Origin of the sequence: Nocardioides gansuensis (assembly GCF_003076135.1) — a bacterium.
Lineage (GTDB): Bacteria > Actinomycetota > Actinomycetes > Propionibacteriales > Nocardioidaceae > Nocardioides > Nocardioides gansuensis.
In genome coordinates this window covers 625,398-649,643 of sequence record NZ_QDGZ01000001.1, presented here as the reverse complement: position 1 = coordinate 649,643, position 24,246 = coordinate 625,398, and the positions used below count along the sequence as shown (strand labels likewise).

22 protein-coding genes and 1 tRNA gene are annotated in these 24,246 nt (G+C 72.4%); 10 read left to right on the top strand and 13 right to left on the bottom strand.

Translation table 11 applies throughout. The features are described 5' to 3' along the window. Nucleotides 1-3: 3 nt before the first annotated feature. Complete coding sequence (locus DDE18_RS03075; RefSeq protein WP_116570729.1) at nucleotides 4-1,563, bottom strand: FMN-binding glutamate synthase family protein; 1,560 nt, start codon at nucleotides 1,561-1,563, stop codon at nucleotides 4-6. 119 nt (nucleotides 1,564-1,682) lie between these two features. Between DDE18_RS03075 and DDE18_RS03070 the strand changes: the two genes are divergently transcribed. Beyond that, nucleotides 1,683-2,879 (top strand): alpha/beta fold hydrolase, encoded by a 1,197-nt coding sequence (locus DDE18_RS03070; RefSeq protein ID WP_116570728.1) that lies wholly within the window; start codon nucleotides 1,683-1,685, stop codon nucleotides 2,877-2,879. Nucleotides 2,880-2,898: 19 nt separating this feature from the next. Here DDE18_RS03070 and DDE18_RS03065 read toward each other — a convergent pair whose 3' ends face one another. Beyond that, entirely contained in the window at nucleotides 2,899-3,573 is a 675-nt protein-coding gene (locus DDE18_RS03065) for a TetR/AcrR family transcriptional regulator (protein ID WP_116570727.1), read from the bottom strand. 56 nt (nucleotides 3,574-3,629) lie between these two features. After that, nucleotides 3,630-4,316: a uracil-DNA glycosylase gene (locus DDE18_RS03060; protein ID WP_116570726.1), complete on the bottom strand. Its 687-nt coding sequence runs from the start codon at nucleotides 4,314-4,316 to the stop codon at nucleotides 3,630-3,632. A gap of 133 nt (nucleotides 4,317-4,449) precedes the next feature. On the opposite strand from DDE18_RS03060, the gene DDE18_RS03055 reads away from it, so the two are divergent. The 3 genes from DDE18_RS03055 to DDE18_RS03045 are packed head-to-tail and all read left to right on the top strand — an operon-like array spanning nucleotide 4,450 to nucleotide 6,689. Further along, nucleotides 4,450-5,223: a dioxygenase family protein gene (locus tag DDE18_RS03055; RefSeq protein WP_116570725.1), complete on the top strand. Its 774-nt coding sequence runs from the start codon at nucleotides 4,450-4,452 to the stop codon at nucleotides 5,221-5,223. A 24-nt stretch (nucleotides 5,224-5,247) separates the two neighbouring features. Then, on the top strand, nucleotides 5,248-6,093 hold the full coding sequence (gene pdxY, locus DDE18_RS03050; RefSeq protein WP_116570724.1) for a pyridoxal kinase PdxY: 846 nt from the start codon (nucleotides 5,248-5,250) through the stop codon (nucleotides 6,091-6,093). After that, nucleotides 6,090-6,689 (top strand): DUF305 domain-containing protein, encoded by a 600-nt coding sequence (locus tag DDE18_RS03045; protein ID WP_116570723.1) that lies wholly within the window; start codon nucleotides 6,090-6,092, stop codon nucleotides 6,687-6,689. The genes pdxY and DDE18_RS03045 overlap by 4 nt, the downstream gene beginning before the upstream one ends. Nucleotides 6,690-6,794: 105 nt before the next feature. Here DDE18_RS03045 and DDE18_RS03040 read toward each other — a convergent pair. Continuing rightward, nucleotides 6,795-6,867: transfer RNA gene (locus DDE18_RS03040), tRNA-Thr, on the bottom strand. Nucleotides 6,868-6,946: 79 nt separating this feature from the next. Between DDE18_RS03040 and DDE18_RS03035 the strand changes: the two genes are divergently transcribed. Then, nucleotides 6,947-8,782 (top strand): glycoside hydrolase family 13 protein, encoded by a 1,836-nt coding sequence (locus DDE18_RS03035; RefSeq protein ID WP_116570722.1) that lies wholly within the window; start codon nucleotides 6,947-6,949, stop codon nucleotides 8,780-8,782. 21 nt (nucleotides 8,783-8,803) lie between these two features. Next, nucleotides 8,804-10,075 carry a DUF4032 domain-containing protein gene (locus DDE18_RS03030; protein ID WP_116570721.1) on the top strand — a complete coding sequence of 424 codons (1,272 nt, stop codon included), beginning with the start codon at nucleotides 8,804-8,806 and terminating at the stop codon, nucleotides 10,073-10,075. 33 nt (nucleotides 10,076-10,108) lie between these two features. Here DDE18_RS03030 and DDE18_RS03025 read toward each other — a convergent pair whose 3' ends face one another. Genes DDE18_RS03025 through cysS form a run of 3 tightly spaced genes read right to left on the bottom strand, consistent with a single transcriptional unit; the run spans nucleotide 10,109 to nucleotide 13,975 of the window. Then, nucleotides 10,109-11,605 carry a metallophosphoesterase gene (locus DDE18_RS03025; RefSeq protein ID WP_245916409.1) on the bottom strand — a complete coding sequence of 499 codons (1,497 nt, stop codon included), beginning with the start codon at nucleotides 11,603-11,605 and terminating at the stop codon, nucleotides 10,109-10,111. 1 nt (nucleotide 11,606) lies between these two features. After that, nucleotides 11,607-12,563 (bottom strand): 23S rRNA (guanosine(2251)-2'-O)-methyltransferase RlmB, encoded by a 957-nt coding sequence (gene rlmB, locus DDE18_RS03020; protein ID WP_116570720.1) that lies wholly within the window; start codon nucleotides 12,561-12,563, stop codon nucleotides 11,607-11,609. Next, entirely contained in the window at nucleotides 12,563-13,975 is a 1,413-nt protein-coding gene (cysS, locus tag DDE18_RS03015) for a cysteine--tRNA ligase (RefSeq protein ID WP_116570719.1), read from the bottom strand. Before cysS ends, rlmB begins: the two co-directional genes overlap by 1 nt. Before the next feature lie 84 nt (nucleotides 13,976-14,059). On the opposite strand from cysS, the gene DDE18_RS03010 reads away from it, so the two are divergent. Then, on the top strand, nucleotides 14,060-15,244 hold the full coding sequence (locus DDE18_RS03010) for a C39 family peptidase (RefSeq protein WP_116570718.1): 1,185 nt from the start codon (nucleotides 14,060-14,062) through the stop codon (nucleotides 15,242-15,244). Between the two features lie 9 nt (nucleotides 15,245-15,253). On the opposite strand, the gene DDE18_RS03005 is transcribed toward DDE18_RS03010, so the two are convergent. Continuing rightward, nucleotides 15,254-16,774, bottom strand: coding sequence for a molybdopterin-dependent oxidoreductase (locus tag DDE18_RS03005; protein WP_116570717.1), 1,521 nt, complete (start codon nucleotides 16,772-16,774; stop codon nucleotides 15,254-15,256). Nucleotides 16,775-16,834: 60 nt separating this feature from the next. Between DDE18_RS03005 and ispF the strand changes: the two genes are divergently transcribed. From ispF to DDE18_RS02990, 3 genes are read left to right on the top strand one after another with little or no spacing between them, the layout of a single operon-like run. Next, nucleotides 16,835-17,317, top strand: coding sequence for a 2-C-methyl-D-erythritol 2,4-cyclodiphosphate synthase (ispF, locus tag DDE18_RS03000; RefSeq protein ID WP_116570716.1), 483 nt, complete (start codon nucleotides 16,835-16,837; stop codon nucleotides 17,315-17,317). Then, nucleotides 17,314-17,883 (top strand): alpha/beta fold hydrolase, encoded by a 570-nt coding sequence (locus DDE18_RS02995; RefSeq protein ID WP_116570715.1) that lies wholly within the window; start codon nucleotides 17,314-17,316, stop codon nucleotides 17,881-17,883. The genes ispF and DDE18_RS02995 overlap by 4 nt, the downstream gene beginning before the upstream one ends. Continuing rightward, on the top strand, nucleotides 17,843-18,265 hold the full coding sequence (locus DDE18_RS02990; RefSeq protein WP_342748897.1) for an alpha/beta fold hydrolase: 423 nt from the start codon (nucleotides 17,843-17,845) through the stop codon (nucleotides 18,263-18,265). The genes DDE18_RS02995 and DDE18_RS02990 overlap by 41 nt, the downstream gene beginning before the upstream one ends. On the opposite strand, the gene DDE18_RS02985 is transcribed toward DDE18_RS02990, so the two are convergent. From DDE18_RS02985 to DDE18_RS02965, 5 genes are all read right to left on the bottom strand, one after another. Next, entirely contained in the window at nucleotides 18,241-19,362 is a 1,122-nt protein-coding gene (locus DDE18_RS02985; RefSeq protein ID WP_116570713.1) for a uroporphyrinogen-III synthase, read from the bottom strand. The genes DDE18_RS02990 and DDE18_RS02985 overlap by 25 nt on opposite strands. After that, nucleotides 19,359-19,703 (bottom strand): nitrite reductase small subunit NirD, encoded by a 345-nt coding sequence (gene nirD / locus DDE18_RS02980; protein WP_116570712.1) that lies wholly within the window; start codon nucleotides 19,701-19,703, stop codon nucleotides 19,359-19,361. Before nirD ends, DDE18_RS02985 begins: the two co-directional genes overlap by 4 nt. Continuing rightward, nucleotides 19,700-22,327 carry a nitrite reductase large subunit NirB gene (gene nirB, locus DDE18_RS02975; protein WP_116570711.1) on the bottom strand — a complete coding sequence of 876 codons (2,628 nt, stop codon included), beginning with the start codon at nucleotides 22,325-22,327 and terminating at the stop codon, nucleotides 19,700-19,702. Before nirB ends, nirD begins: the two co-directional genes overlap by 4 nt. Before the next feature lie 78 nt (nucleotides 22,328-22,405). Continuing rightward, nucleotides 22,406-23,500, bottom strand: coding sequence for an S-adenosylmethionine:tRNA ribosyltransferase-isomerase (locus DDE18_RS02970; protein ID WP_116570710.1), 1,095 nt, complete (start codon nucleotides 23,498-23,500; stop codon nucleotides 22,406-22,408). Beyond that, entirely contained in the window at nucleotides 23,497-24,201 is a 705-nt protein-coding gene (locus DDE18_RS02965) for an SDR family NAD(P)-dependent oxidoreductase (RefSeq protein WP_116570709.1), read from the bottom strand. The genes DDE18_RS02970 and DDE18_RS02965 overlap by 4 nt, the downstream gene beginning before the upstream one ends. Nucleotides 24,202-24,246: the final 45 nt, after the last annotated feature.

Here is a 24,246-nt window from a genome sequence, read left to right as displayed (position 1 = left end):
GCGTCACCCGTGCCGCCGGGTCGGGACCTCCTCCTCGGCCGGGCCGACCTGCTTCATGATCCGGATGATCTCCTCGGCGGCCTCCGGGCCGACCGTGCCCCACTGGCGGCCGTAGCCGTAGACGTCCCGCAGCGGCCGGGACGAGAGCAGCCCGTCGATCAGGTCGATGTCGTCGGCGGTGATCAGGCCGGGGTGGGCGACCCCCACGGCCTCGGAGACCTTGAGGAGGTCGCGGCGCAGCGTCTTGATGTAGTTGGCGCAGCGAGCGGCCTTGAGCGTCGGGTCGAGGCCGCGCATCAGCCACTCGTTCTGGGTGGCGACCCCGGCCGGACACTCGTCGGTGTGGCACTTCTGGGCCTGGATGCAGCCGATCGACAGCATCGCCTCCCGGCCGACGTTGACCATGTCGCAGCCGAGGGCGAAGGCCACGAGCGCATTGTCGGGCAGGCCGAGCTTGCCGGCCCCGATGAAGGTGATGTCGTCACAGAGGTCGGCCTCCGCGAACCGCTTGTAGACCTTGGAGAAGGCGACCCGGAACGGGAAGGCCACGGAGTCGGCGAACACGAGGGGCGCCGCACCCGTGCCGCCCTCGCCCCCGTCGATGTTGATGAAGTCGACCATCCGGTCCGGGGACATCTGGTCGATCAGCTCGTCCCAGAAGTCCATGTTGCCGACGGCCGACTTGATGCCCACGGGCAGGCCGGTCTCGGTCGCGACGAACTCGACGAAGTCGAGCATCGAGTCGACGTCGTGGAAGACCTGGTGCCGCGACGGCGACGCGCAGTCGATGCCGGGCTGGATGCCGCGGATCTGCGCGATCTCCTCGGTCACCTTCACGCCGGGCAGCATGCCGCCGAGCCCGGGCTTGGCGCCCTGCGAGAGCTTGATCTCGATCATCTTCACGGGCGCCGACGCGACGAGCTCCTTGAGCCGCAGCACGTCGAACCGGCCGTTCTCGTCGCGGCACCCGAAGTAGGACGTGCCGATCTGGAAGACCAGGTCGCCACCCTGGCGGTGGTACGGCGAGAGCGCACCCTCGCCGGTGTTGTGCAGGCAGCCGGCGAGCGCAGCCCCCTTGTTCAGCGCGACGATCGCGTTCCGCGAGAGGGAGCCGTAGCTCATGCCGGAGATGTTGACGACCGACTCGGGCCGGAACGCCCCGGCGCGGCCACGCCTGGCCCCGATCACCTTCGCGCACGGCAGCGGCGTCTCCTCACCCGTGTGCGAGTGGGTCGGCGGCGCGACATCGGCGAAGGTCCGGTGCTTGATGATCGGGTAGCCGGCCTTGTCCTCCAGGTCGTTGTCGGTGCCGAAGCCGAAGTAGTTGTTCTGCAGCTTGGAGGAGGCGTAGACCCAGCGCCGCTGGTCGCGGCTGAACGGCCGCTCCACGTCGTTCCCGCTGATGATGTACTGCCGCAGCTCGGGACCGATCCGCTCCAGGAAGAACCGGGCATGGCCGACCACCGGGAAGTTCCGGGTGATGGCGTGCTGCTTCTGCGTGAGGTCCCGGGCGGCGACGCCGCCGAGGGCTGCGGCGCCGAGCGCCGCGAGCGTCCACTTCATGGCCTAGGTCTAGTCCCGGGATGGCCCCTTGTCGAGAGCGCGGGGCCGGTTTGTCCCCCGTGGGTCCGCAGGACAGTCGACGCCTGCCGCGCCACGGCGTACGGGCGTATCTTCAGCGCATGGATCTCGTCCCCAAGCCGGACCAGCTGGTCGCGGCCGTCAGCAACGTGGCGCACAAGGTGCTCTACGGCGGACTGGCAGACCTGCGCCCGATGCCGCGCACCCTCATCGACGAGGGCGAGCTGCGCGAGGTCTACCACTACCGGCCTGCCAAGACGGCCGTCGAGACGGGCGACCCGGTCCTCCTCGTCACTCCTCTCGCGGCACCGGCCCTCTGTTTCGACCTGCGGCGCGGGTGCTCGGTCGTCGAGCACCTCGTCACCCAGGGCCGCCGCACCTACCTGGTGGAGTACGGCGAGGTGTCGTTCCGCAACCGCGCCCTCGGCATGGAGCACTGGATCGACGAGGTCCTCCCCGAGGCTGTCCGGGCGGTCTCGGAGCACGCGGGCGGTCGGCCCGTCCACCTGATCGGCTGGAGCCTCGGCGGCATCTTCACGATGCTGACGGCGGCCGACCAGCCGGAGCTGCCCCTCGCCTCGATCACCATCGTCGGCTCACCGGTCGACGTGACCAGGGTGCCGCTCGTCGCCCCGGTGCGCCCGCTGCTCAACATCTCCAGAGGGCGCGTGGTCACCCGCGCCTACCGGGCGATGGGGGGCGCCCCCAAGCCGCTGGTGAAGTGGGCCTTCCAGCTGTCGTCCTTCCAGAAGCTGGTCACCAAGCCGCTGGCGGTCGCCACCCACCTCGACGACGCCGACTTCCTCGCGCAGATCGAGGCGGTCGACCGCTTCACCGCCAACATGATCGCCTACCCCGGCCGCACCTTCGGGCAGCTCTACCACCGGTTCGTCCGCGGCAACGCGCTCGCCGAGGGCGAGATGGAGCTGGGCGGCAGGACCATCAGGCTCGCCGACATCACCGCCCCCACCCTCGTGTTCGCGGGGGCCAACGACGGGATCGCGCCGATCGCCGCCGTCGAGGCCGTCGTACCCCTGCTGAAGAAGGCACGCGAGGTGCGCTTCGAGGTCGTGCCCGGCGGTCACCTCGGCATGCTCACCGGGCGTGCCGCGCGCGGCACGACGTGGCGGGTGATGGAGGAGTGGATCGACCAGTGGTCGACCGAGGAGAAGTTCGAGGAGAAGTCCGCGGCTCCGCGGAAGGCGAGGAAGGCGCGGACGTCGGCCTCCCCCGGCGCGATCGGGGCCAACCCGACGCGCCGCTACCCCTCGGCCGGCTCGCGCGCGCTGGCCCCCTGACCGGCAGGCGGTCTCGGGCCTAGACGGCGGTGGGCGCGGCGTACGGCGCGAGGTAGGCCGTCACCATCCGGATGCCCTCCTCGACCAGCTCCGGGTCGCCCTGGATGTCGTTCTCGTAGGCGAGCTGGAAGACCTTGTCCCCGACCTCGACGGCGAGGAGCGGCACCTTGGGGCTCAGGCCGGCCGGGACCAGCCCGGCGGCCGCGGCGTACTCGTGGAGCGTGGTGGCGATCAGCTCGTTGTGGTCGCGGCCGCGCTGCCGGATCGCCGGGTTGGTGCGGCCGCGCATCCAGATCTCCACGAAGGCGGGGCGGCGGGCGTAGACCTTGGTGAAGGAGCGCATCGCGGTCGCGACCAGCTCGCCCAGCGAGGGATTGGCGAGGCCCTGCAGGTCCTGCAGCACCTGGGCGTCCATCTCCGCCATGTCGCGGTCGACGAGCGCGAGAAGGACGTCCTCCTTGTCGCCGAAGTACTGGTAGAGCGAGGCGACCGGCACGCCGGCCACCTCGGCGATCCGGCGGGTCGACAGCCGCTCGACACCCCCCTCGAGCACGAGGGCAGACGCCGCGTCGAGGATGCGGGCGACGCGCTGACGGCTGCGCCGCTGCTGAGGCGTACGCCGCGTGGTCGCCGCGGCGGGCGCGGGCACCAGGGGGTCGAAGCCCTCTGCCTCACTCCCGCGGTCCTCGTCCATGTCGTGAGTCTAGGTCGATGGAACTGACTGGCCCTCGGGTTCCCCGGAAATGGCTGTCAGGTCAGCGCCCAGTCCACAGGAGCGCCACCCTGCTCCACGAGCAGGCGGTTGACCCGGCTGAACGGCCGGGACCCGAAGAATCCCCGGCTCGCGCTCAGCGGCGACGGGTGCGGAGACTCGATCCACGGCACGTCGCGCAGCATCGGCTTGAGCGACTGGGCGTCCCGGCCCCAGAGGATCGCGGCGCGCGGGCCGCCGCGGGCGGCGAAGGCATGGATCGCCGCCTCGGTGACCTCCTCCCAGCCGCGCCCGCGGTGCGACGCGGCCTGGCCGGGTCGGACCGTGAGCACCCGGTTGAGCAGCATCACGCCCTGGTCGGCCCACGCGGTGAGGTCGCCGTGCGGAGCGGGCGGGACCCCCACGTCGGCCTCCAGCTCGGCGTAGATGTTGGCCAGGCTGCGCGGGATCGGCCGCACGTCGGGGTGCACGGAGAAGCTGAGCCCGACCGGGTGGCCCGGGGTCGGATAGGGGTCCTGGCCGACGATCAGCACGCGTACGTCGGCCAGCGGGCGCTGGAACGCACGCAGCACGTGGTCGCCGTGCGGGAGGTAGGACCGGCCCGCGGCCAGCTCCTCGCGCAGGAACCGGCCCATCGCGACGATCCTCTCGTCGACTGGAGCCAGGGCGGCAGCCCAGTCGGGGGCGACCAGGCCCCTGTCCACCAGTCCTGCCAGCGCGCCCACGGGGGTGAGGGTAGCGGGGCCGCCGGGATAGTCCGTGACGATCGGACCCTCATCCGGGCCTGGGGAGGATCCCTTCGTCACGGACTATCCCGACCGAGGGGAATAAAGTTAAAGATTGAACTATTATGCCGGCATGACCGACCGCCTGCCCGCGCTCTACATCGGCCACGGCGCGCCCCCGCTGCTCGACGACCCGGTCTGGAGCGGCCAGCTCGCTGCCTGGGCCGCCGACCTGCCGCGTCCGAAGGCGATCCTGATCGTGAGCGCGCACTGGGAGTCGGCGCCGGTCATGCTCAGCGCCAGTGGCGCCCCGCTGGTCTACGACTTCGGGGGCTTCGACGCGAAGTACTACCGGATGACCTACGAGACTCCCGACGCCTCCGCCCTGGCCCGTCGCATCGCCGGGCTGATGCCGGCGGACGAGCCCGTGCACCAGCACGCGAGCCGCGGCCTCGACCATGGGGCGTGGGTGCCGCTGAAGATCATGTACCCCGACGGCGACATCCCGGTCCTGCAGATGTCGCTGCCCACGCACGACCCGGTGCGGCTGCTGCGCCTGGGCGAGCGGCTCCGGCCGCTGCGCGACGAGGGCGTGCTCGTCATCGGCTCCGGGTTCCTCACCCACGGCCTGCCCTTCCTCACGGAGTGGCGCATCGACGCCGCGGCCCCCGGGTGGTCGGTGGACTTCGACCTCTGGGCGGCCGACGCGCTGGCCCGCGGCGACGTCGACGAGCTGGCCGACTACCGCGCCAAGGCCCCCGGCATGCCGTTCGCCCACCCGACCGTCGAGCACTTCACGCCCCTCTTCGTCACCCTTGGTGTCGCGACGGCGCCGGACGAGCCCGGCGTCCAGGTGATCGACGGCTACTGGCTGGGCCTCTCGAAGCGCTCGCTCCAGGTCGCCTGACCACCCCCTGACAGACTGGGCCGGGTGAAGGTCCTCTCGATCCAGTCCCACGTGGCCTACGGACACGTCGGCAACTCCGCCGCCGTCTTCCCGCTGCAGCGCCTCGGCCACGAGGTGTGGCCGGTGCTCACCGTCAACTTCTCCAACCACACGGGGTACGGCGCGTGGCGCGGGCCGCTGATCGCGGCGGACGACGTCCGCGCGGTGGTGACGGGCATCGAGGAGCGCGGCGTGCTCGGCTCCTGCGACGCCGTCCTGTCGGGCTACCAGGGCTCGCCCGCGATCGCCGACGTCGTCGTGGACGCGGTGGCGCGGGTCAAGGCCGCGAACCCGGACGCCGTCTACACGTGCGACCCGGTGATGGGCAACGCGACGTCGGGCTGCTTCGTCGATCCGGCCATCCCGCCAGTGATCCGCTCGCAGGTCGTGCCGGTCGCCGACATCATCACGCCCAACCAGTTCGAGCTCGGGTTCCTCACCGACACGACGCCCGCCTCACTCGACGAGGTGATCGCCTCCGCCGACCTGGCGCGGCAGCTCGGTCCCACGACGGTGCTCGTCACCTCCGTGGACGCCGTCCCGGAGGGCCGGATCGGCATGCTGGCGGTGACCGGCGAAGGCGCCTGGCTCGTGGAGACCCCCCGGCTGCCGATGAAGGCCAACGGGTCGGGCGACATCACCGCCGCCCTGTTCACCGCGCACCTGCTCGAGACCGGCTCCCCGGCCGAGGCCCTGGCGCGGACCGCCTCGTCGGTGTTCGCCGTCCTGGCCACGACGCTGGAGTCGGCCGAGCGGGAGCTGCGCCTCGTCGCCGCCCAGTCCGCGATCGCCGAGCCGGCGTGCGAGTTCGAGGTGAGGCAGGTCCGATGAAGCGCGCCCTGCTCGTGCCCCTGCTCCTTCTCGCCGCCGCGTGCGGGAGCGAACCGGAGGCCACTTCGAAGATCCCCGAGTCGGAGCCCTTCAACGACGCGGACGTCGCGTTCGCGACCGACATGGTCCCCCATCACGCGCAAGCCCTCTCGATGGTCGACCTGACGGTCGGGCGCGACCTCTCCCCCGACGTCGCCGCGGTCGCCGAGCAGGTGCGGGCAGCGCAGGCGCCCGAGATCGAGCAGCTCGTGGACCTGCTGGAAGCGTGGGAGCAGCCGATCCCCGAGACGAGCCGCGACCACGTCAACGCCGGCCACGGAGACCACGGCAAACACGCCGACGCCGGTCCATTGCCCGAGCACGAGGAGATGCGCGGCATGGCCTCCGCCGACGAGCTGGCCGCTCTCGAGTCGGCCCGGGGCAAGGACTTCGAGCAGATGTGGCTGGAGCTGATGGCGGCGCACCACGACGGGGCCGTCGAGATGGCGCAAGAGGAGCTGGACTCCGGCGAGGATCCCGCTGCCCTCGCGCTCGCCGAGTCGATCATCGAGGCCCAGGAGGCCGAGCTCGAGCAGATCGAGGCGATGCTCGGCTAGCTCGCTGGGCCGGGGTGCCCCGTCGCCGCGTCGTACGACGCTCGCCCACGGCAGCCGGTGAAGACCGACGTCGCGGCTACTCGCACACAGGGGACGTGCTGTCCGAGCCGGTGACAGGAATCGAACCCGCGACCCTCTTATTACAAGTAAGACGCTCTACCAACTGAGCTACACCGGCGCGCGCCCTATCGGCGCGCGGCCATGCTAGTGGACCGCCGAGTCGCAGGTGGAGCCACGGGCACGAGAGACTGACCTCCATGAGCCTGCTGGACCAGCCCCACCACGACGGGTCGCCGCTCTACGTCGATGACGAGGCGCCGCGGCTCGGCGACACGGTCGCGGTGCGGGTCCGCACGACCGCCGCGGATCCCATCGAGGCGGTCTGGCTGCGCACGACGTTCGACGAGGAGCCGGTGTTCCACCCGACGACCGCGACGCGCGCAGGCGACGTCGTGTGGTGGGAGGGCGCGCTGCCCGTGCACAACCCGGTGACCCACTACCGCTTCCTGGTCGTGCGGGGCGGCGACCAGACCTGGCTGACGGGGGCGGGCGAGATCGGCCACGACGTGCCGGACGCCCATGACTTCCGGATCAGCGCCTTCCCACAGGCACCGGACTGGGGCCGGGACGGGGTGGTCTACCAGATCTTCCCCGACCGGTTCGCCCGCTCGGCGCAGGCCGACGAGCACCCCGTGCCGGCCTGGGCGATCCCCGCCGCGTGGGACGACGAGGTGATCTTCGAGCCGGACGACCCCCGCACCCCGCTGCAGTTCTACGGCGGCGACCTCGACGGGATCACCGAGCACCTCGACCACGTCGCGGAGGTGGGCGCGGACATCGTCTACACGACGCCCGTCTTCCCCGGCGAGAGCAACCACCGCTACAACGCCACCACCTTCACCGAGGTGGACCCGCTGCTCGGCGGGGACGCGGCGTACGAGCGGCTCAGCACCGCCGTCCACGTGCGCGGCTGGCGGATCCTCGGCGACCTCACAACCAACCACACCGGCGACACCCACGAGTGGTTCCGCTCGGCCGCGGCCGACCCGACGGCCCGTGAGCGATCGTTCTACTACTTCGAGGAGGACGGCAGCTACGCCTGCTGGATGGGCCACGGCACCCTGCCGAAGGTCAACCACGGCGACCCCGACCTGCGCGCGGCGATGGTCGAGGGCAAGGACTCCGTCGTCGGCCGGTGGCTGAGGCCGCCCTACGACGTCGACGGCTGGCGCATCGACGTCGCCAACATGACCGGGCGACTCGGCGCCCTCGACGTCAACCACGAGGTCGCCCAGGCGGCCCGGCGCACCGCGGAGGCGCTGCGCGAGGACCCGCTCGTCATCGGCGAGCACAACCACGACGCGACCGGTGACGTCGACGGCGACGGCTGGCACGGCACCATGAACTACTCCGGCTTCTCGTGGCCGGTGTGGTCGTGGCTGCGCGACCCCGCCACCCCCGCCCGCCCCTTCGGCAGGCCGGTAAAGGTGCCACGCCGGCCTGGCCAGGCCGTGCTCGACACCTTCCGCGCCTGGCACGGCGCCCTCGGCTGGCGCGCCACCACGACGAGCTGGAACATCCTCGGCTCCCACGACTCCGCCCGCATCCGCACCGTGGTGGGCTCGCCGGCGGTGCACCGGGTGGCGGCGGGTCTCCAGTTCGCGCTGCCGGGTGTGCCGATGGTCTTCGCCGGCGACGAGATCGGCCTCGAGGGCGTCAACGGCGAGGACTCGCGGCGCACGATGCCGTGGGACCGCCCCGAGGCGTGGGACCGCGAGACCCTGGCCACCTACACCGCCCTCGCGGGAGTACGCCGGGAGCGCACCGCCCTGCGTCGCGGCGGCCTCCGCTGGGCGCACGTCGACGACGACGCGCTCGTCTTCGTGCGGGAGCACGCCGACGGCCCGGTGCTGGTGTGTGCGCGCCGCGCCGCTGGTCCGGCGGTCACCCTGCCGGCGCGGGCCCTCGGCGCCAGTCACGGCAGCCACCTGCTCGGCACGGAGGAGGGCGGCGGTGACCTGGCCGCCCATGGCGACCAGCTCGTCGTACCTCCCTCCGACGGGCCGCGGCTGGACCTCTGGGCGCTGGCCTGAGCCGGGAGTAGGTTGCCCGTCATGCCCTTGCGCATCGTCGCCAGTCGCCCCGACCCGGCCTTGATGAGCCTGCCCTGGTCGATCCCGCTGGAGGACTGGACCGCCGAGCACGTCGTGCCACTGCCGCGCGGCCTCTCGCGGCACATCGTCCGGATCGTCCGGCTCGGTCAGCGCACCTACGCGATCAAGGAGACGCAGGAGGACATCGCGTTCAGGGAGTACCGCCTCCTCCGCGACCTCCAGCGCCTCGGGCTGCCCGCCGTCGTCGCGCAGGGCGTCGTCGCCGGCCGGACGGACGCGGCGGGTGACGAGCTGCCGGCCACCCTGCTGACCGAGCACCTGCGCTTCTCGCTGCCCTACCGCAGCCTGTTCGCCCACGGGCTGACGGCCGACAGCCTCCCCAGCCTCGTCGACGCCATGGTCGTCCTGCTGGTCCGCCTCCATCTCGCGGGGTTCTACTGGGGCGACGTGTCGCTCTCCAACGTGCTGTTCCGGCGCAGCGCCGGGGACTTCGCGGCCTACCTCGTCGACGCCGAGACCGGCGAGCTGCACGACGAGGTGAGCGACCGGATGCGGCACTACGACCTGGAGGTCGGCTGTCAGAACATCTTCGGCGAGCTGATGGACCTGCAGGCCAGCGGCGCGGTCAGCTCCGAGGTCGACGGATTCGCGGTCATCGACAGGCTCCAGGAGCAGTATGACGCGCTGTGGGCCGAGCTCACCCACGCCGAGGAGTTCAGGGTCGACGAGATGTGGCGGATCGAGGAGCGGATCGAGCGGCTCAACGACCTGGGCTTCGACGTCGACGAGCTCGACATCGTCACCGACATCGACGGCGAGACCGTCCGCATCCAGCCGAAGGTCGTCGAGGCGGAGCACCACCGGCGCGAGCTGCAGGCGCTCACCGGGCTCGACGTCGAGGACAACCAGGCCCGGCGGCTGCTCAACGACATCGCCTCCTTCACCGCCCACTTCGACCTGGGCAGGGAGGACCGCCAGCTCGTCGCCAACCGCTGGCTCACCGAGGTCTACGAGCCCCTCATCGAGATGGTCCCGCTGGAGGCGCGCGGCAAGCTCGAGCCCGCCGAGGTCTTCCACGAGATCCTCGTGCACCGCTGGTATCTCTCCGAGCGGGCCGGCCAGGGCGTCGACACCTTCGACGCGGCCCGGGACTACATCTACAACGTGCTCAGCAAGCGGCCCGACGAGGCTGTCGGAGGGGTCGACGCCGAGCGCACTCCCGCGCTCATGGACATCTTCACCCAGGCCTTCCACGACGCTGGGCGCCACTGACGCCGCTGCCGGCCGGCGCGTGCACCTCCGTGACTACTCCCGAAGCAGCGGCGAGTAGGCGCCGACCACCCAGCGCCCGTCGGTGAGCAGGCGGACGAACTGGAGCCCGACCGGGCGACCGTCGCGGTAGGTCACCAGGCTGACGTCGGCGTCGCGGCGCGGCTTGCTGCCGACCGCGATGGCGTACGCCGCGCCGCCGGTCGTGCCGTTCGTCCAGCTCCAGCCGGTCTCGCCGTTCTCCCCCGTCACCTCGGTCGGGCCGCTCTGGACGTGCGTGTGCCCGCCCAGGACGAGGTCGGCGCAGCCGCGCTCCAGCGCCTCGCTGGCGAGGTTGGCGTCGTGGACCAGGATCGTCGCGATCCGCTCCTCGGAGTCGCAGGCCGCGTCCGCCAGCCGCTCCTCGACCTCGGCGAACGACAGGCCGGTCTCGTCGCGCCAGTTGCCGAGCCCGCTCGACCGGGGGTCGTCGACGCCGAGCAGCAGCCCGCCGCCCGGGCCGGTGACCGGCTCGCCGGCGAGCATCGTCCAGCCGCGCTCGGCGAGGTAGCCGCTGACGAAGTCGCCCTGGTCGTGGTTGCCGGTGACGGCGAACGCCTGGAAGCCGTCGTACGCCTCGACCAGCGAGTCCAGGCTGAACGCCTCCCAGGCCTGGCCGGTGGAGGTGTCGTCACCGGCGTCGAGCACGGCGGTCGCGCCGGCGGCGTCCGCGATCGCCCGCGCGACCCGGTCCATGCCGATGTTGTCGTGGCGGTCGCTGACCAGGATGGCGACCGTCTCCGCCGAGCTCGGCTCGCGCAGGTCGAGCTCTGCTGCCTCCTCGGCGACGCGGTCGTAGAACTCCTTGCTCTTCTCGTAGGTGTCCACCGCGCTCAGCAGCAGCCGGCGCGTGGAGGCCGTGGTGGGCCCGGTGCGGATCTCCAGCGCCTGCGCCGCGGCGGGGAGCGGCACGCTCTCGCCGACGAACTCCTGCAGCGGCTCCCAGGCCTGCTGCTCCTCCACCGTCTCCTCGGACCGCTCCCACGGCTGCCAGAGCGCCAGCGGCAGGAGCGTCAGCAGCGCGCCGCCGACCAGGCCCTTGCGGGTGCCGAGCCCCCGGAACAGCTCGCCCCGGCGGTGCGGCCCCACCAGCAGCCAGACCGCGAGCGGCACCAGCCCGATCGCCGCACCCCGCAGCCCGGCGGACACGGCCATGTCGCGCACTGCTTCCGCGACCTTCGCCTCCTGGGCCGCCGGGTCGGAGGCGATGAAGGCGTAGCGCTCGACCAGCTCCTCGACCGAGGTCGCCTCGGTCTTGCCCAGCCGGATGTCGACGCCGACGGGGCCGTCGTACGCCATCCGCAGGTCGGGCAGCAGCGGGCCCGTGCGCAGCACCACGTGGCGATCCAGGGTGGGGCGGACCTCGGCGTCGTGGCTGGCCAGCACCACCTCGCGGCTGCTGCCCAGGAACAGCGCCACCGCTGTCAGCAGGCCGAGCAGCACCCCGCCGGCCACGAAGGTGGCGGTGCCGACGCGTTGAGCGGGGTGGGGCACGTCAGGCGCGTGCCTGGGAGATCGCGTAGAGGGCGACCGAGGCGGCGACGCCGGCGTTGAGCGACTCGAGCTGCCCGGACATCGGAATGGACACGATCTGGTCGCAGGTCTCCGCGACCAGGCGGCCCAGGCCCTTGCCCTCCGAGCCGACCACGAGCACGAGCGGCCCGTCGGCCAACCCGTCGGGGCCGACCAGCTCGGGGAGCGTGACGTCGCCGTCGGCCGCGAGCCCGACCACCATCAGGCCGGCCTCCTGGTAGGCCTTGAGCTGGCGAACCAGGTTGACCGTCTGCGCCACCGGCACGCGGGCGGCGGCGCCGGCGCTCGTCTTCCACGCCGAGGCGGTCATGCCGGCGGCACGCCGCTCGGGGATCAGCACCCCGTGCGCCCCGAAGCCGGCGGCGGAGCGGATGGAGGCACCCAGGTTGCGCGGGTCGGTGACCGAGTCGAGGGCGAGGATGAGCGGCGGCTCGCCGACCTCCGCGGCGGCCTCGAGCAGGTCGTCGGGGTGCGCATACTCGTACGCCGGGAGCCGGGCCGCGAGCCCCTGGTGCACGGCGCCGCCGGTCATCCGGTCGAGCTCGTTGCGGTTGACCTCCAGCAGGCTCACGCCCTGCTCGGCGGCCAGGCGGAAGGCCTCCCTGAGCCGGCCGTCGCGCTCGGCGCCCTCGGCGACGTAGACGCCGGTGACCGGCACGCCCGCCTGGAGCACCTCGACGACGGAGTTGCGGCCGGCGACCCACTCGGCGTCGCCGGCCTTCTTCGGCCGCTTGGGCCGGGCGGCCTCGTTGCGGGCGGCCTTCTGCGCCATCTTGTAGGCCTTGTGGTTGGGCCGCTCCTTGGCCTTCGGCGTGGGGCCCTTGCCCTCGAGGCCGCGGCGGACGCGCCCGCCCGAGCCCGCCGTGGGCTTCTTGCTGGTCTTGCGGATCGCTCCGCGTCGGGACGAGTTACCCGGCATCAAACACTCCACTTCGGGCCGGTCGGGGTGTCCTCGACCTCGATGCCGGCCGCCTTGATCTGGTCACGGATGGCGTCGGCGCGCGCCCAGTCCTTCTCGAGGCGAGCGCGCTCGCGCTCCTCGAGCAGGCCGCGGACGAGCGCGTCCACGACGCCGGTCAGCTTGTCGTCGCCCCTGCTGGTGGCGCCCCACGCCGGGTCGGCGGGGTCGAGGCCGAGGATCGCCAGCATCGCCCGCACCGAGGCGGCGTTGCCGCTCAAGGCTTCCGGGTCGCCGTCGGTGAGCAGCTTGTTGCCCTCGCGGACGACGTCGTGGATGACGGCCACCGCGGCGGGGGTTCCGAGGTCGTCGTCCATCGCCTCGGTGAACTCCGCGCACAGCGCCCCGCCCGAGGGCACCTCGCGGCCAAGGGCCTCGGCGGCCCGGGCCAGGTAGTTCTCGATGCGCTGGAACGACTTCGCGGCCTCCTCGAGCGCCTCGAAGCTGAACTCGACGTGCGAGCGGTAGTGCGCGCTCACCATGTAGAACCGCAGCTCGATCCCGCGCACCCGCTTCAGCACCTCGGGCACGAGCAGCGAGTTGCCGAGCGACTTGCTCATCTTCTCGCCGGCGGTGGTGATCCAGGCGTTGTGCAGCCAGTACGACGCGAAGGGGTCGTCCGCCGCGCGCGACTGCGCCTGCTCGTTCTCGTGGTGGGGGAAGCGCAGGTCGACGCCACCGCCGTGGATGTCGAAGGCCTTGCCGAGGTACTTGCCGGCCATCGCCGAGCACTCGATGTGCCAGCCCGGGCGGCCGGGACCGTAGGGGCTCGGCCAGGCGGCGGTCGCCGGCTCGCTGTCCTTCTTCCAGCCCTTCCAGAGGGCGAAGTCGCGCGGGTCGCGCTTGCCCCGTGGGTCGGCGTCACCCGCCGGCTCCATGTCCTCGACCCGCTGCCGCGTCAGCTCGCCGTACTGCGGCCACGACCGCACGTCGAAGTAGACGTCGCCCGAGCCGTCCTCGGCGGCATAGGCGTGGCCGGCCTTGATCAGCCGGTCGATCAGGTCGAGGATCTCCGGCACGTGGCCGGTGGCGGCGGGCTCGTAGGTCGGCGGCAGCACGTTGATGCTGTCCAGCGCCCGGGTGAGCTCGCGGTGCATGTCGTAGGCGAGGTTGAACCACGGGCGGCCCTGCTCGGCCGACTTCACCAGGATCTTGTCGTCGATGTCGGTGACGTTGCGGATGAAGGTGACCTGGTAGCCGCTGGCCGTCAGCCAGCGCCGCAGCACGTCGAAGTTGACCGCCGAGCGCACGTGTCCGACGTGCGGCTCCGACTGCACGGTCAGGCCACAGACGTAGATGCCCGCCTTCCCCTCCTCGAGGGGGACGAAGTCACGGACTTCGCGGGTCGCGGTGTCGTGGAGCCTGAGAGTCACCCGCCAAGTCTAGGGGCGGGCGCTCGGGCGGCCCTCATTGCCGATTCATGGGGCTGGTGAGGCTTCTGGGGTTATCGTCATCGCGTGGTACGACGATCGCTCGCCGCCCTGCTCGCCCCGCTCCTGGCTGCGGGCACCCTCGTGGCGCCGCCCGCCGGGGCCGCGCCGCAGGACCCGATCCAGCACGTCTCCTGGGGGTCCGGCGACGAGCTGGCCGCCGGCTCGGTCCGCGGCGTCGCGGTGAAGCGCGGCAAGCTGCTGCTCACCGCCGAGGCGGGCCGGCGCACGTTCGAGGGCCGCCGCTACGACAAGGGCACCTGGACCTCGCCGTGGGTCTCCCCCGGCTTCGGGCTCACCGAGCTGATCCCGTCCTGGCAGGCGTCCACCCCGGGCGACAGCTGGATCGAGGTGCGCGTGCGCGGCCGTGAGCGCGACGGCTCGATGACGAGCTGGGACACGATGGCCCGCTGGACCTCGGGCGGGGCGATCGACCGGACCACGCTCTCCGGCCAGGACGACGACGGCACGTCCGTTGCGGTCGACACCTGGCGCACGCCCGGCGTGACCGGGTGGCAGCTCAAGGTCCTGCTGATGCGGCGCGAGGGCACGTCCGCCCGGCTGCGCGTCGACCGGATCGGCGCGGTCGCGAGCGCGGTCCCGGCGCGCTCCGACGTCGCCACCTCGGCTACCGGGCCGGCGGCCGGGAAGGTCCTCGACGTCCCGGCGTACTCCCAGATGATCCACTCCGGCCACTCCCCGCAGTGGGGCGGCGGCGGCCAGGCGTGGTGCTCCCCCACGTCGACGTCGATGGTGCTCGCCTACCGCGGCGCCCTGCCCGGCGCCGCGGCGTACGGCTGGGTCCCCGGCGGCCACCCGGATCCGTGGGTCGACCACGCGGCGCGGATGGTCTACGACCATGGCTACGACGGCGCCGGCAACTGGGCCTTCAACACGGCGTACGCCGGCGGGCTGGTGAAGTCGGCCTACGTCACCCGGCTGCACGACCTCCGGGAGGCCGAGGACTACATCGTGGCCGGGACTCCGCTCGTCGCCTCGATCGCCTTCGGCCGCGGCGACCTGACCGGCGCCCCGATCTCGTCGAGCGGAGGTCACCTGCTGGTGATCGTCGGATTCGAGGCGGACGGCGACGTGGTGGTCAACGACCCGGCCGCTCCGAGCAACGCCTCCGTCCGCCGCGTCTATGACCGCGGCGAGCTCGAGGACGCCTGGCAGACCGCCTCCTCCGGCACCGTCTACGTGATCGGGTAGCTCCGACTCTCAGGACTGCGCCGTGAACTCCACCGTGTGCCAGCCGGTGGCGCCGTCGGGCATGACATCGCGCACGACGCCCGTCTGCAGCTCGCCGGTCTTGGTGCGCGCCCGCACCCTGAGGACGTGGTCACCCGGCTCCACCTCGAAGGTGGCCGCCCACTGCACCCAGGTGTCGTTGGTCGGGGGTGCCGCGACGTCCGCGCCGATCCAGTCGCCGCCGTCGAGGGCCACCTCGACCGAGGAGATGCCGGTGTGCTGGGCCCAGGCCACGCCGCCGACGCGCAGCTCGCCGGCGGGGACGTCCGCGCCGGAGCGGGGTACGTCGATGCGCGAGGACACCTTGATCGGGCCCTCCTCGGACCAGCCGCGCTGGGTCCAGAAGGCCTCGACGCGGTCGAACCGGGTCACCTCCAGCTCCACCAGCCACTTGGTCGCGGAGACGAAGCCGTAGAGCCCGGGCACGACGGTGCGCACGGGGAAGCCGTGCTCGATCGGGAGGGGATGGCCGTTCATCGCGACCGCGAGCATGGCGTCGCGGCCGTCGGTGAGCGCCACCAGCGGCGTGGCGCAGTCCCAGCCGTCCTCCGAGACCTGGCGCACGCAGTCGGCGTCGGGCAGGACTCCCGCCTCGGCGAGCAGCTCGGCCACCCGCACGCCGCTCCAGCGCGCGTTGCCGACGAGGTCACCGCCGACCGGGTTGCTGACGCACGTCAAGGTGACCCACGACTCGGTGAGCTCCCGCGCCAGCAGGTCGTCGTAGGTGACGACCAGCTCGCGCTCGACCATCCCGTGGATGCGCACGAACCAGTCGGTCGGCTCGATCGCGGGCACCGAGATGGCCGTGTGGATCAGGTAGAAGTCCTCGTTGGGCGTCTGCCAGGGCGAGATGCCCGGCACTCCGACGGTCGCGGACGCCGGCGGCTGGCGCCGGGTGACCCCCTCGATGCGCAGCAGCCGGCGACTCGACTCCACGTGCCGGCGGCCGCTGCCGACGAACCGGCCGGCCAGCCCGATCGCCACGGCCGCGAGCCCGACCGTGCCGGCGACCATCAGGAAGACCCGGCGCTCACGCGACGCGAGCTCGGGGTGGGCGCGGCCCTTGGCGAGCGGGTTCACGAGCGCGGAGTGGAGCGCCAGCCAGGTCGCCAGCCCCACCCCCACGGGCAGGACGTCGACCGGCCCGGCCCCGTGCTGCCGCAGCACGGCGACCATGCCGATCAGGGCGAGCGAGAGCCAGACGAGCACCGACCGCGACAACCCGCCGCGGGCCAGGAGTCCGGCGAGTGCGAAGAGGAGCCCAACCGCCAGCAGCACACCGGCCACGAGGACCGGCTTGTCGGCCTGCCCGAGCAGCTGGATCGCGCCCTCCACGACCGGGCCGGGGGTGAGCCGGATGACGAGCTCGGCGACCGCGACCACCGGCGACTCGCGGATGTTGAGCGCCGTCGCCGTGGCATAGCTCGTCGCGAGCCCCGCGACTCCGGCGACGACGCCCGAGGCGGCCCAGCGCCTCCGGCTGTCCTCCATCCCCCCATTGTGACGGACGTCCTCACGCCGGCCCCTTCGGCTGGGGCATGATGCCGTTCCGTGAGGCCCCCACGCATCGGCATCGGCACGGACGTGCACCGTCTCGTCGACGGTGCTCCGATGCACCTGGCCGGCCTGGCCTGGCCGGACGAGCCCCAGGGCCTCGAGGGCCACTCCGACGCCGACGTCGCGGCACACGCAGCCTGCGACGCCCTGCTGTCCGCCGCCTCGCTCGGCGACCTGGGCAGCAACTTCGGCACGTCCCGGCCCGAGTGGGCGGGCGCCTCGGGCGCTGCGTTGCTGGCGGAGTCGGCCCGGCTGGTGCGGGAGGCCGGCTTCGAGATCGGGAACATCGCCGTGCAGGTGATCGGCAACCGGCCAAGGCTCGGGCCCCGGAGGGCAGAGGCCGAGGCCGCGCTGTCCGCGGCCGCTGGGGCGCCCGTGACGGTGTCGGCCACGACCACCGACGGACTCGGTCTGACCGGTCGCGGCGAGGGCATCGCCGCCATCGCGACGGCACTCGTCACAGGAGGCACCTCGTGAGGACTCACGACGGACTCGAGCTGTACGTCGAGGTGCACGGACCGGACGACGCGCCACTGACCGTCGTGCTCGCGCACTGCTGGACCGCCGACACCGAGAACTGGCGCTACCAGGTGCGCGACCTGCTCAGCCGCTACGGCCACGGTGTCTGCCTGCTGCTGTGGGACCACCGCGGCCACGGGATGTCCGACCCCGCACCCCAGCGCACCTGCACCATCGAGCACCTCGCCCGCGACATGGGCGACGTGATCGACGCCTTCGCCCCGGAGGGGCCACTCGTGCTCGCCGGCCACTCGATCGGCGGCATGACCATGATGGGCCTGGCCGAGCAGCGGCCGGACATCATCGCCCGGGTCCGCGGCGCGCTCTTCGTGGCGACGTCGTCGTCGGACCTCGACACCGTCACGCTCGGCCTGCCCGACGCCGGGGAGCGACTGCGCGCAGATCCCCCGGATGCTCGCCGTGCGCGCCCGCGCTATCTCCCGTCCGCACCGTCGCCGCACTCCCACCATCGAGCGCTGGGTGGTGCAGAGGTTCCTCTTCGGCCATCCCCTGCGCCAGCGTGATGCCGGCCTGGTCGTCGACCAGATCATCAACTGCCCGCCGGCCACCATGCGTGGCTTCTACGAGGACTTCATGCACCACGACCGGGCGGCCGCGCTCGCGGCGTACGACGACATCCCGACGCGCGTCCTGGTCGGCACCCGCGACCTGCTGACCCCGCTCCACCACGCCCGCAAGATCGCGGCCCACGTGCGGGGCGCGCGCCTGGTCGTGGCCGAGGACGCCGGGCACATGCTTCCCCTGGAGCGGCACGAGCTGGTCACCCACGAGCTGGTCGAGCTGGTCGAGCTCGCGCTGGAGGGGCCGGCCGCGGCAGGGCCCGAGGCCGACGTGCTCGTCGAGGAGTCGGCCCCGGCGGCTCAGGAGCTGACGGCGAGCCGGTAGCCGCGCTTCACCACGGTCTGCACCACCTTGGTGCCGAGGCCCGCCCGAAGGCGGGCGACCGCCATCTCCACGGCGTGCTCCGAGCCGGCGGTGCCGCTCGGGAGCGCGGCCAGCAGCTCGGCCCGGGAGACGACGTGTCCGGGGTTGACGAGAAGTGCCTGCAGGACCGCGAGCGGTGCCGGCGAGAGGCGCACCTCGACGCCGTCCAGGAGCACCATGTCACCGTGCAGCAGCAGGAGGTGGCCGGCCACCTCGAGCGTGAGGCCCAGGCGGCGTGAGGGCAGCTCGGTCTCCAGCAGCTTGACCATCGCGGCCAGGCGGGAGCGGTCGGGCATGATCGTCGGCACGCCCCACATCTCGAAGGCCGCGGCCGTCACCGGGCCCACGCAGGTGGCGACGACGTCGGCCTGGCAGGCGGCGATCACCTCGTCGCGGCGGCCGGTCACGCCGGCGGCCTCCATCATCGCCGCCACGGCGGGCGCCGATGTGAACGTGACGGCGTCGAGCTTGGCGTCGGCGACCAGGTCGACCATCCGGAACATCGGCTCGGGGTCCTCCGCGCTCGCCACCCGGTAGACGGTCACGACCGCGACGTCCGCGCCCTGCCGCTGCAGGGCGTGCGCGACCATCGAGAGCGACTGGCCGTGCTCCTGCACGACGATCCGCAGCCCGCGCAGGTCGCGGCCGCGCAGGTGCGCCAGCACGTCCTCGAAGCACTCGGAGTCGGGGGCCCACAGCTCGCGGATGCCCTGGCGCCGCAGGGCGCCCACGCTCTTCGGCCCGCGGGCCAGCACCTCGGCAGCGCTGATCGCCTCGACCAGCCCGGAGAGCATCCCCCACCGGTCGGCCGCGGCGAACCAGGCCTTCATCCCGACGCCGGTGGTGGCCACGAAGATGTCGATCGGGCGCGCCAGCACGTCGTCGGTGGCCGCACGGAGCTCGTCGTCGTCGACGTGGTTGGGGTCGAGGGAGAGCATCGGCGCCCACTCCACGCGGGCGCCCCGGCGCTCGAGCAGGGCGACCTGCTCGTCCACCTTGCGTGCCGCGGTGACGCCGATGCGATAACCGTCCAGCGGCCCCTTGCTCGTCCTGGTCATGCCACCTTCTGCTTGCGGCCCCCGATGTGGACCATGCCATCCTCCACCCTGACCTCGAAGACCGGGACGGTGACCGTGTCGTCGTCGAGGCATCGGCCGGTGCGCAGGTCGAACGCGTGCTTGTGCATGGGCGAGGCCACGAAGGGGACGCCGCCGCGCGTGCCGACGATGCCCCGGGAGAGCACCGACGCCTTCGCGAACGGGTCGTGGTTGCCGAGGGCGAAGACCTCGCCGTCGTGCGTCCGGAAGATCGCCACTGCCTGGCCGTGCACCAGCGCTGTCACGCCCCGCTCGACCTCCAGGTCGTCCACCGGGCAGACAACCTGGTAGGTCTCGCTCATCGGGCGTCTCCCGCCGTGACGAGGCCGGGAGCGCCGACGGGGATCGTCGAGCCGAGTGAGACAGCCCCGTCGGGATCGGCCGGCTTGATCTGGTCACGCTCCGTGGTGAAGGCGATGGCGGGGTCCGGCACGTCGGGGGCGTTGACGAAGCTGACGAAGCGCGCCATCTTCTCCGGGTCCTCGATCGTGGCCTTCCACTCGTCGAAGTAGGAGTCGACGTGGCGGGCCATCGCCGCCTCGAGCTCGGCGCCGAGGCCCAGGGCGTCGTCGACCACGACCTCCTTGACCCGGTCGAGCCCACCGTCGAGCTGCTCGATCCAGGCAGCGGTGCGCTGGAGGCGGTCGGCGGTGCGGATGTAGTACATGAGGAACCGGTCGAGGTACCTGACCAGCGTCTCGGTGTCCAGGTCGCCGGCGAGCAGCCTGGCGTGGGCCGGGACCGCGCCGCCGTTGCCGCCGACGTAGAGGTTCCAGCCCTTCTCCGTGGCGATGACGCCGAAGTCCTTGCCCCGGGCCTCAGCACACTCGCGGGCGCAGCCGCTCACGCCGCCCTTGAGCTTGTGCGGCGAACGCAGGCCGCGGTAGCGGAGCTCGAGGGCGATGGCGAGTCCGACGCTGTCCTGCACGCCGTACCGGCACCAGGTGGAGCCCACGCACGACTTCACCGTGCGCAGCGCCTTGCCGTAGGCGTGGCCGGACTCGAAGCCGGCGTCGACGAGCCGCTTCCAGATCGCGGGGAGCTGCTCCATCCGGGCGCCGAACAGGTCGATCCGCTGGCCGCCGGTGATCTTGGTGTAGAGCCCGAAGTCGCGGGCGACCTCGCCGATCACGATCAGCTTGTCGGGCGTGATCTCGCCGCCGGGGATGCGCGGGACGACCGAGTAGGTGCCGTTGCGCTGGATGTTGGCGAGGTAGGCGTCGTTGGTGTCCTGCAGCGCCGCGGTCTCCTGGGCAAGCACGTGGCCGTTGAACTGGCTGGCCAGGATGCTCGCGATCGCGGGCTTGCAGATGTCGCAGCCGCGGCCGGTGCCGTGGGCCTCGACGATGTCGTCGAACCGGCGGTAGCCATGCACCGAGACCAGGTCGAAGAGCTCCTGCCGGGTCAGGCGGAAGTGCTCGCACAGGCCCTTGTCGACGACCTTGCCGATGCTGGCGAAGTGCTCTTCGATGATGTTCTTGACGATCGGCACGCAGGAGCCGCAGGTCGAGCCCGCCTTGGTGCACTTCTTGACGCAGGCCACGTCCTCGCAGCTGTGCTCGCCGCCCTCGGCGACGGCCTCCTTGATCTGGCCCTTCGTCACGTCGTTGCAGGAGCAGACCTGGGCCTCGTCGGGCATGCCCAGCTGTACGCCGCCGCGCGAGGCCGGGAGGATCAGCTCCTCGGGGTTGTCGGGCAGCGCGATGCCGGAGGACACGAGCGGGCGCAGCGAGGCGTAGGCGCTGGCGTCGCCGACCAGGATGCCGCCGAGGAGCCGCTTGCCGTCCTCGCTCACCACGAGCTTCTTGTAGACGCCGGCCACGGCGTCGGAGTAGACGAGCTCGAGCGCGCCGTCCGTGGTCGCGAACGCGTCACCGAAGCTGGCGACGTCGACGCCGAGCAGCTTGAGCTTGGTGGACATGTCGGCGCCGGTGAAGGTGCCGGGGCCCTCGAGCAGGGCATCGACCACGACCTCGGCCATCGAGTAGCCGGGCGCGACCAGGCCGTACATCCGGCCGTCGGGGGCGGCGCACTCGCCGATGGCGAAGACGTGCGGGTCGGCGGTGCGGCACTGCTCGTCGACCAGGATGCCGCCGCGCTCGGCGACCGGCAGGTCGCACTCGCGGGCGAGGGCGTCGCGGGGGCGGATGCCGGCGGAGAAGACGACCATCTGGACCTCGAGTGGCTCCTCGACGTCCTTGAACTTCAGGCCGCTGACGATGCCGTCATCGTCGCCGTCGATGAGCTCGGTCATCACGCCGGTGTGGACGCTCAGGCCGAGGTTCTCGATGTGGCGCTTGAGCGTGGCACCACCGGCGTCGTCGACCTGCACGGCCATCAGGCGGGGGGCGAGCTCGACGACGTGCGTCTCGACACCGAGCTGGTGCAGCGCGTTGGCGGCCTCGAGGCCGAGCAGGCCACCGCCGATGACGACGCCCGCCTTGGCGGTCTGCGACGCCTCGCGGATCGCCTCCAGGTCCTCGATGGTGCGGTAGACGAAGACGTTGCGCAGGTCCTTGCCGGGCACCGGCGGGACGAAGGGGGCGGCGCCCGTGGCCATCACCAGCACGTCGTACTCCAGCTCGGAGACGGTGCCGGGGTCCTCGAGCTCCACGCCGGAGGGGGTCGGGGGCGGCGAGACGAGCGTGAGGACCTGGTCCTTGCGGTCGATGCCGGTGACCGCGGTGTCCAGCACGAGCCGGACCCGCGGGTCGTCGTACTGGCCCCCCGGGAGCAGGCTGAGCTCCTCGGCGCTCTCGACCGAGAAGAAGCTGGTCAGGGCGACGCGGTCGTAGGCCGGCCGCGGCTCCTCGCCGATCACCACGATGTCGTGGGTCTCGGTGAGCCCACGCTCGACGGCGGCCTGGACGAACCGGTGGCCGACCATGCCGTGCCCGACGACGACGATCCTCTTGCGCTTGCTCATGGCAAGGAAACCTAGGTTGGCGATGTTCCGGCATGTTTCGCCATTTGTTTCGCCCGTGAAAACCCTCCCGCACTCCCCTCACAGATCACCGGGTCCCTCGCGCGACCGTGGTCGCCGCCCGCGCGCCGGGAGGAGCAGCGCCGAGTCGCCGAACTCGTGCCACTGATAGCCGTGCGCGACCGCCGCGTCGTACGCCGCCTGCGTGAGGTCGCGGCCGGCCACCGCCTCCACCAGGAGCAGGTGGGAGGCACGCGGGTCGTGCCAGCCGGTGACGAGCCCGTCGACGACCCGGGGCGGGTCGCCCGGCGTGACGACGCGGGACGTCCAGCCCCGCGCTGACACGACGACGTCGCCCTCGACCGCGGACTCCAGCGCCCGGGTCGCGGTGGTGCCGACCGCGACGACGCGGCCGCCCCCGGCCCGGACCGCGTTGACCAGCCGGGCGGTCGTCTCCGGCACCTCGAACCACTCGGGACCGGGCGCCTCGCCCGCCTCCTGCGAGGACACGCCGGTGTGGAGGGTCACCGGCGCGAAGACCACGCCCCGCGCCACCAGGGCTGCCACCAGAGCCGGCGTGAAGGGGCGGCCCGCCGAGGCCATCTCCGCGCTTCCCGGGCGGACCCCGAAGAGCGTCTGGTATGCCGAGAGCGGGTAGCGCCGGTCGAGGTAGCCGTAGGCGATCGGCCGGCCGCGGGCAGCCAGGGCGGCGTCGAGGTCACCGGTCACCCGGGCCACCCAGAGGCGGTTGCCCCAGCCGGTGGGCGACGAGCCTGCGCCGCTCGGCCAGGGCTCCACGAGCGTCAGCCGGACTCCCTCGATGTCCACCGACTCCCCCGGCTGGGCGTCGAGCAGCGCGCGAGACGCGTCGGGGGCGGTGCGCAGCTCGACCACGCGGCTGTGCGCCCCCAGCCGCGCCGCGGCGTGTACGACGACGGGCCGGGGCCCCAGCCGGCCGTCGATCTCGGCCGGGACCGTGGCCGAGTCGTTGACCACCAGCACGTCCCCGGCGCGCAGGTGGTCGACGAGGTCGCGGAACCGCACGTGGGCCAGGCCCTCGGGGCGGGCGACGAGCAGCCGCACCTCGTCTCTGGCCAGGCCTCGCCACTCCGCGGGCCGGGGAGCGAAGGCCGCCGCCTCGAAGGTGACCGACGGCACCTCGGTGAGCGCGGTCATCCGAGCGCCACCTCGCTGGCCCGGTAGCGCCCGGACGCGGGTCGCTGCCGCAGCAGCGACAGGAAGCGGGGGACGACCTCCTCGGGCAGCGGACGGTCGGAGATCTCCTCGCCGGGGTACGCGTCCTGATGCATCTGGGTGCGCATGTCGCCGGGGTCGACCGCCCAGGCGGTGATGCCCGCCTCGGCGCCGTAGGTCAGGGTCACGTGGTCCAGCGCGGCCTTGCTCGCGCCGTACAGGCCCCAGGTCTCGTAGTGCTCCACGGCGGCGTCGGAGCTGATCGAGAGGAGGACGCCTTCCGAGCGCTGCAGCCACGGCAGCAGGGCGCCGGTGAGGACGAGCGGGGCGCCGATGTTGGTGCGCCACACGTGCTGCAGGTCGGCGATGCTCGCGTCGGAGAGCGGTCGCATCGGCAACGGACCGAGGGTGCTGGCGTTGTGCACGAGGAGGTCGAGCCGGCCGAGCGCCGCCACTCGGGCCACCAGGGTGGCGCGGTGGTCGTCGTCGGTGAGGTCCCCCGCCACGAAGTCCACCCCGGCGGGGAGCTCGGCCTCCTTGGCCCGCACCTCGGACCGGCCGTCGGTGACGACTCGCCACCCCTCCCCCGCGAGGGCGCGCACCAGCGCGAGTCCCAGGCCGGCCGTCCCGCCCGTCACGAGGGCGACCCGCTCCGCCTCCTGCACTTGATCGGTCGTGGTCATGAGTCCATCATTGAAGTTCAAGTGAACTTGAGTTCAAGGGGTGCG

Coding starts and splice junctions, on each gene's coding strand:
- DDE18_RS03075 (WP_116570729.1), bottom strand. CDS start 1,563: ATGAAGTGGACGCTCGCGGCGCTCGGCGCCGCAGCCCTCGGCGGCGTC.
- DDE18_RS03070 (WP_116570728.1), top strand. CDS start 1,683: ATGGATCTCGTCCCCAAGCCGGACCAGCTGGTCGCGGCCGTCAGCAAC.
- DDE18_RS03065 (WP_116570727.1), bottom strand. CDS start 3,573: ATGGACGAGGACCGCGGGAGTGAGGCAGAGGGCTTCGACCCCCTGGTG.
- DDE18_RS03055 (WP_116570725.1), top strand. CDS start 4,450: ATGACCGACCGCCTGCCCGCGCTCTACATCGGCCACGGCGCGCCCCCG.
- DDE18_RS03045 (WP_116570723.1), top strand. CDS start 6,090: ATGAAGCGCGCCCTGCTCGTGCCCCTGCTCCTTCTCGCCGCCGCGTGC.
- DDE18_RS03035 (WP_116570722.1), top strand. CDS start 6,947: ATGAGCCTGCTGGACCAGCCCCACCACGACGGGTCGCCGCTCTACGTC.
- DDE18_RS03030 (WP_116570721.1), top strand. CDS start 8,804: ATGCCCTTGCGCATCGTCGCCAGTCGCCCCGACCCGGCCTTGATGAGC.
- rlmB (WP_116570720.1), bottom strand. CDS start 12,563: ATGCCGGGTAACTCGTCCCGACGCGGAGCGATCCGCAAGACCAGCAAG.
- DDE18_RS03005 (WP_116570717.1), bottom strand. CDS start 16,774: ATGGAGGACAGCCGGAGGCGCTGGGCCGCCTCGGGCGTCGTCGCCGGA.
- DDE18_RS02985 (WP_116570713.1), bottom strand. CDS start 19,362: ATGACCAGGACGAGCAAGGGGCCGCTGGACGGTTATCGCATCGGCGTC.
- nirD (WP_116570712.1), bottom strand. CDS start 19,703: ATGAGCGAGACCTACCAGGTTGTCTGCCCGGTGGACGACCTGGAGGTC.
- nirB (WP_116570711.1), bottom strand. CDS start 22,327: ATGAGCAAGCGCAAGAGGATCGTCGTCGTCGGGCACGGCATGGTCGGC.
- DDE18_RS02970 (WP_116570710.1), bottom strand. CDS start 23,500: ATGACCGCGCTCACCGAGGTGCCGTCGGTCACCTTCGAGGCGGCGGCC.
- DDE18_RS02965 (WP_116570709.1), bottom strand. CDS start 24,201: ATGACCACGACCGATCAAGTGCAGGAGGCGGAGCGGGTCGCCCTCGTG.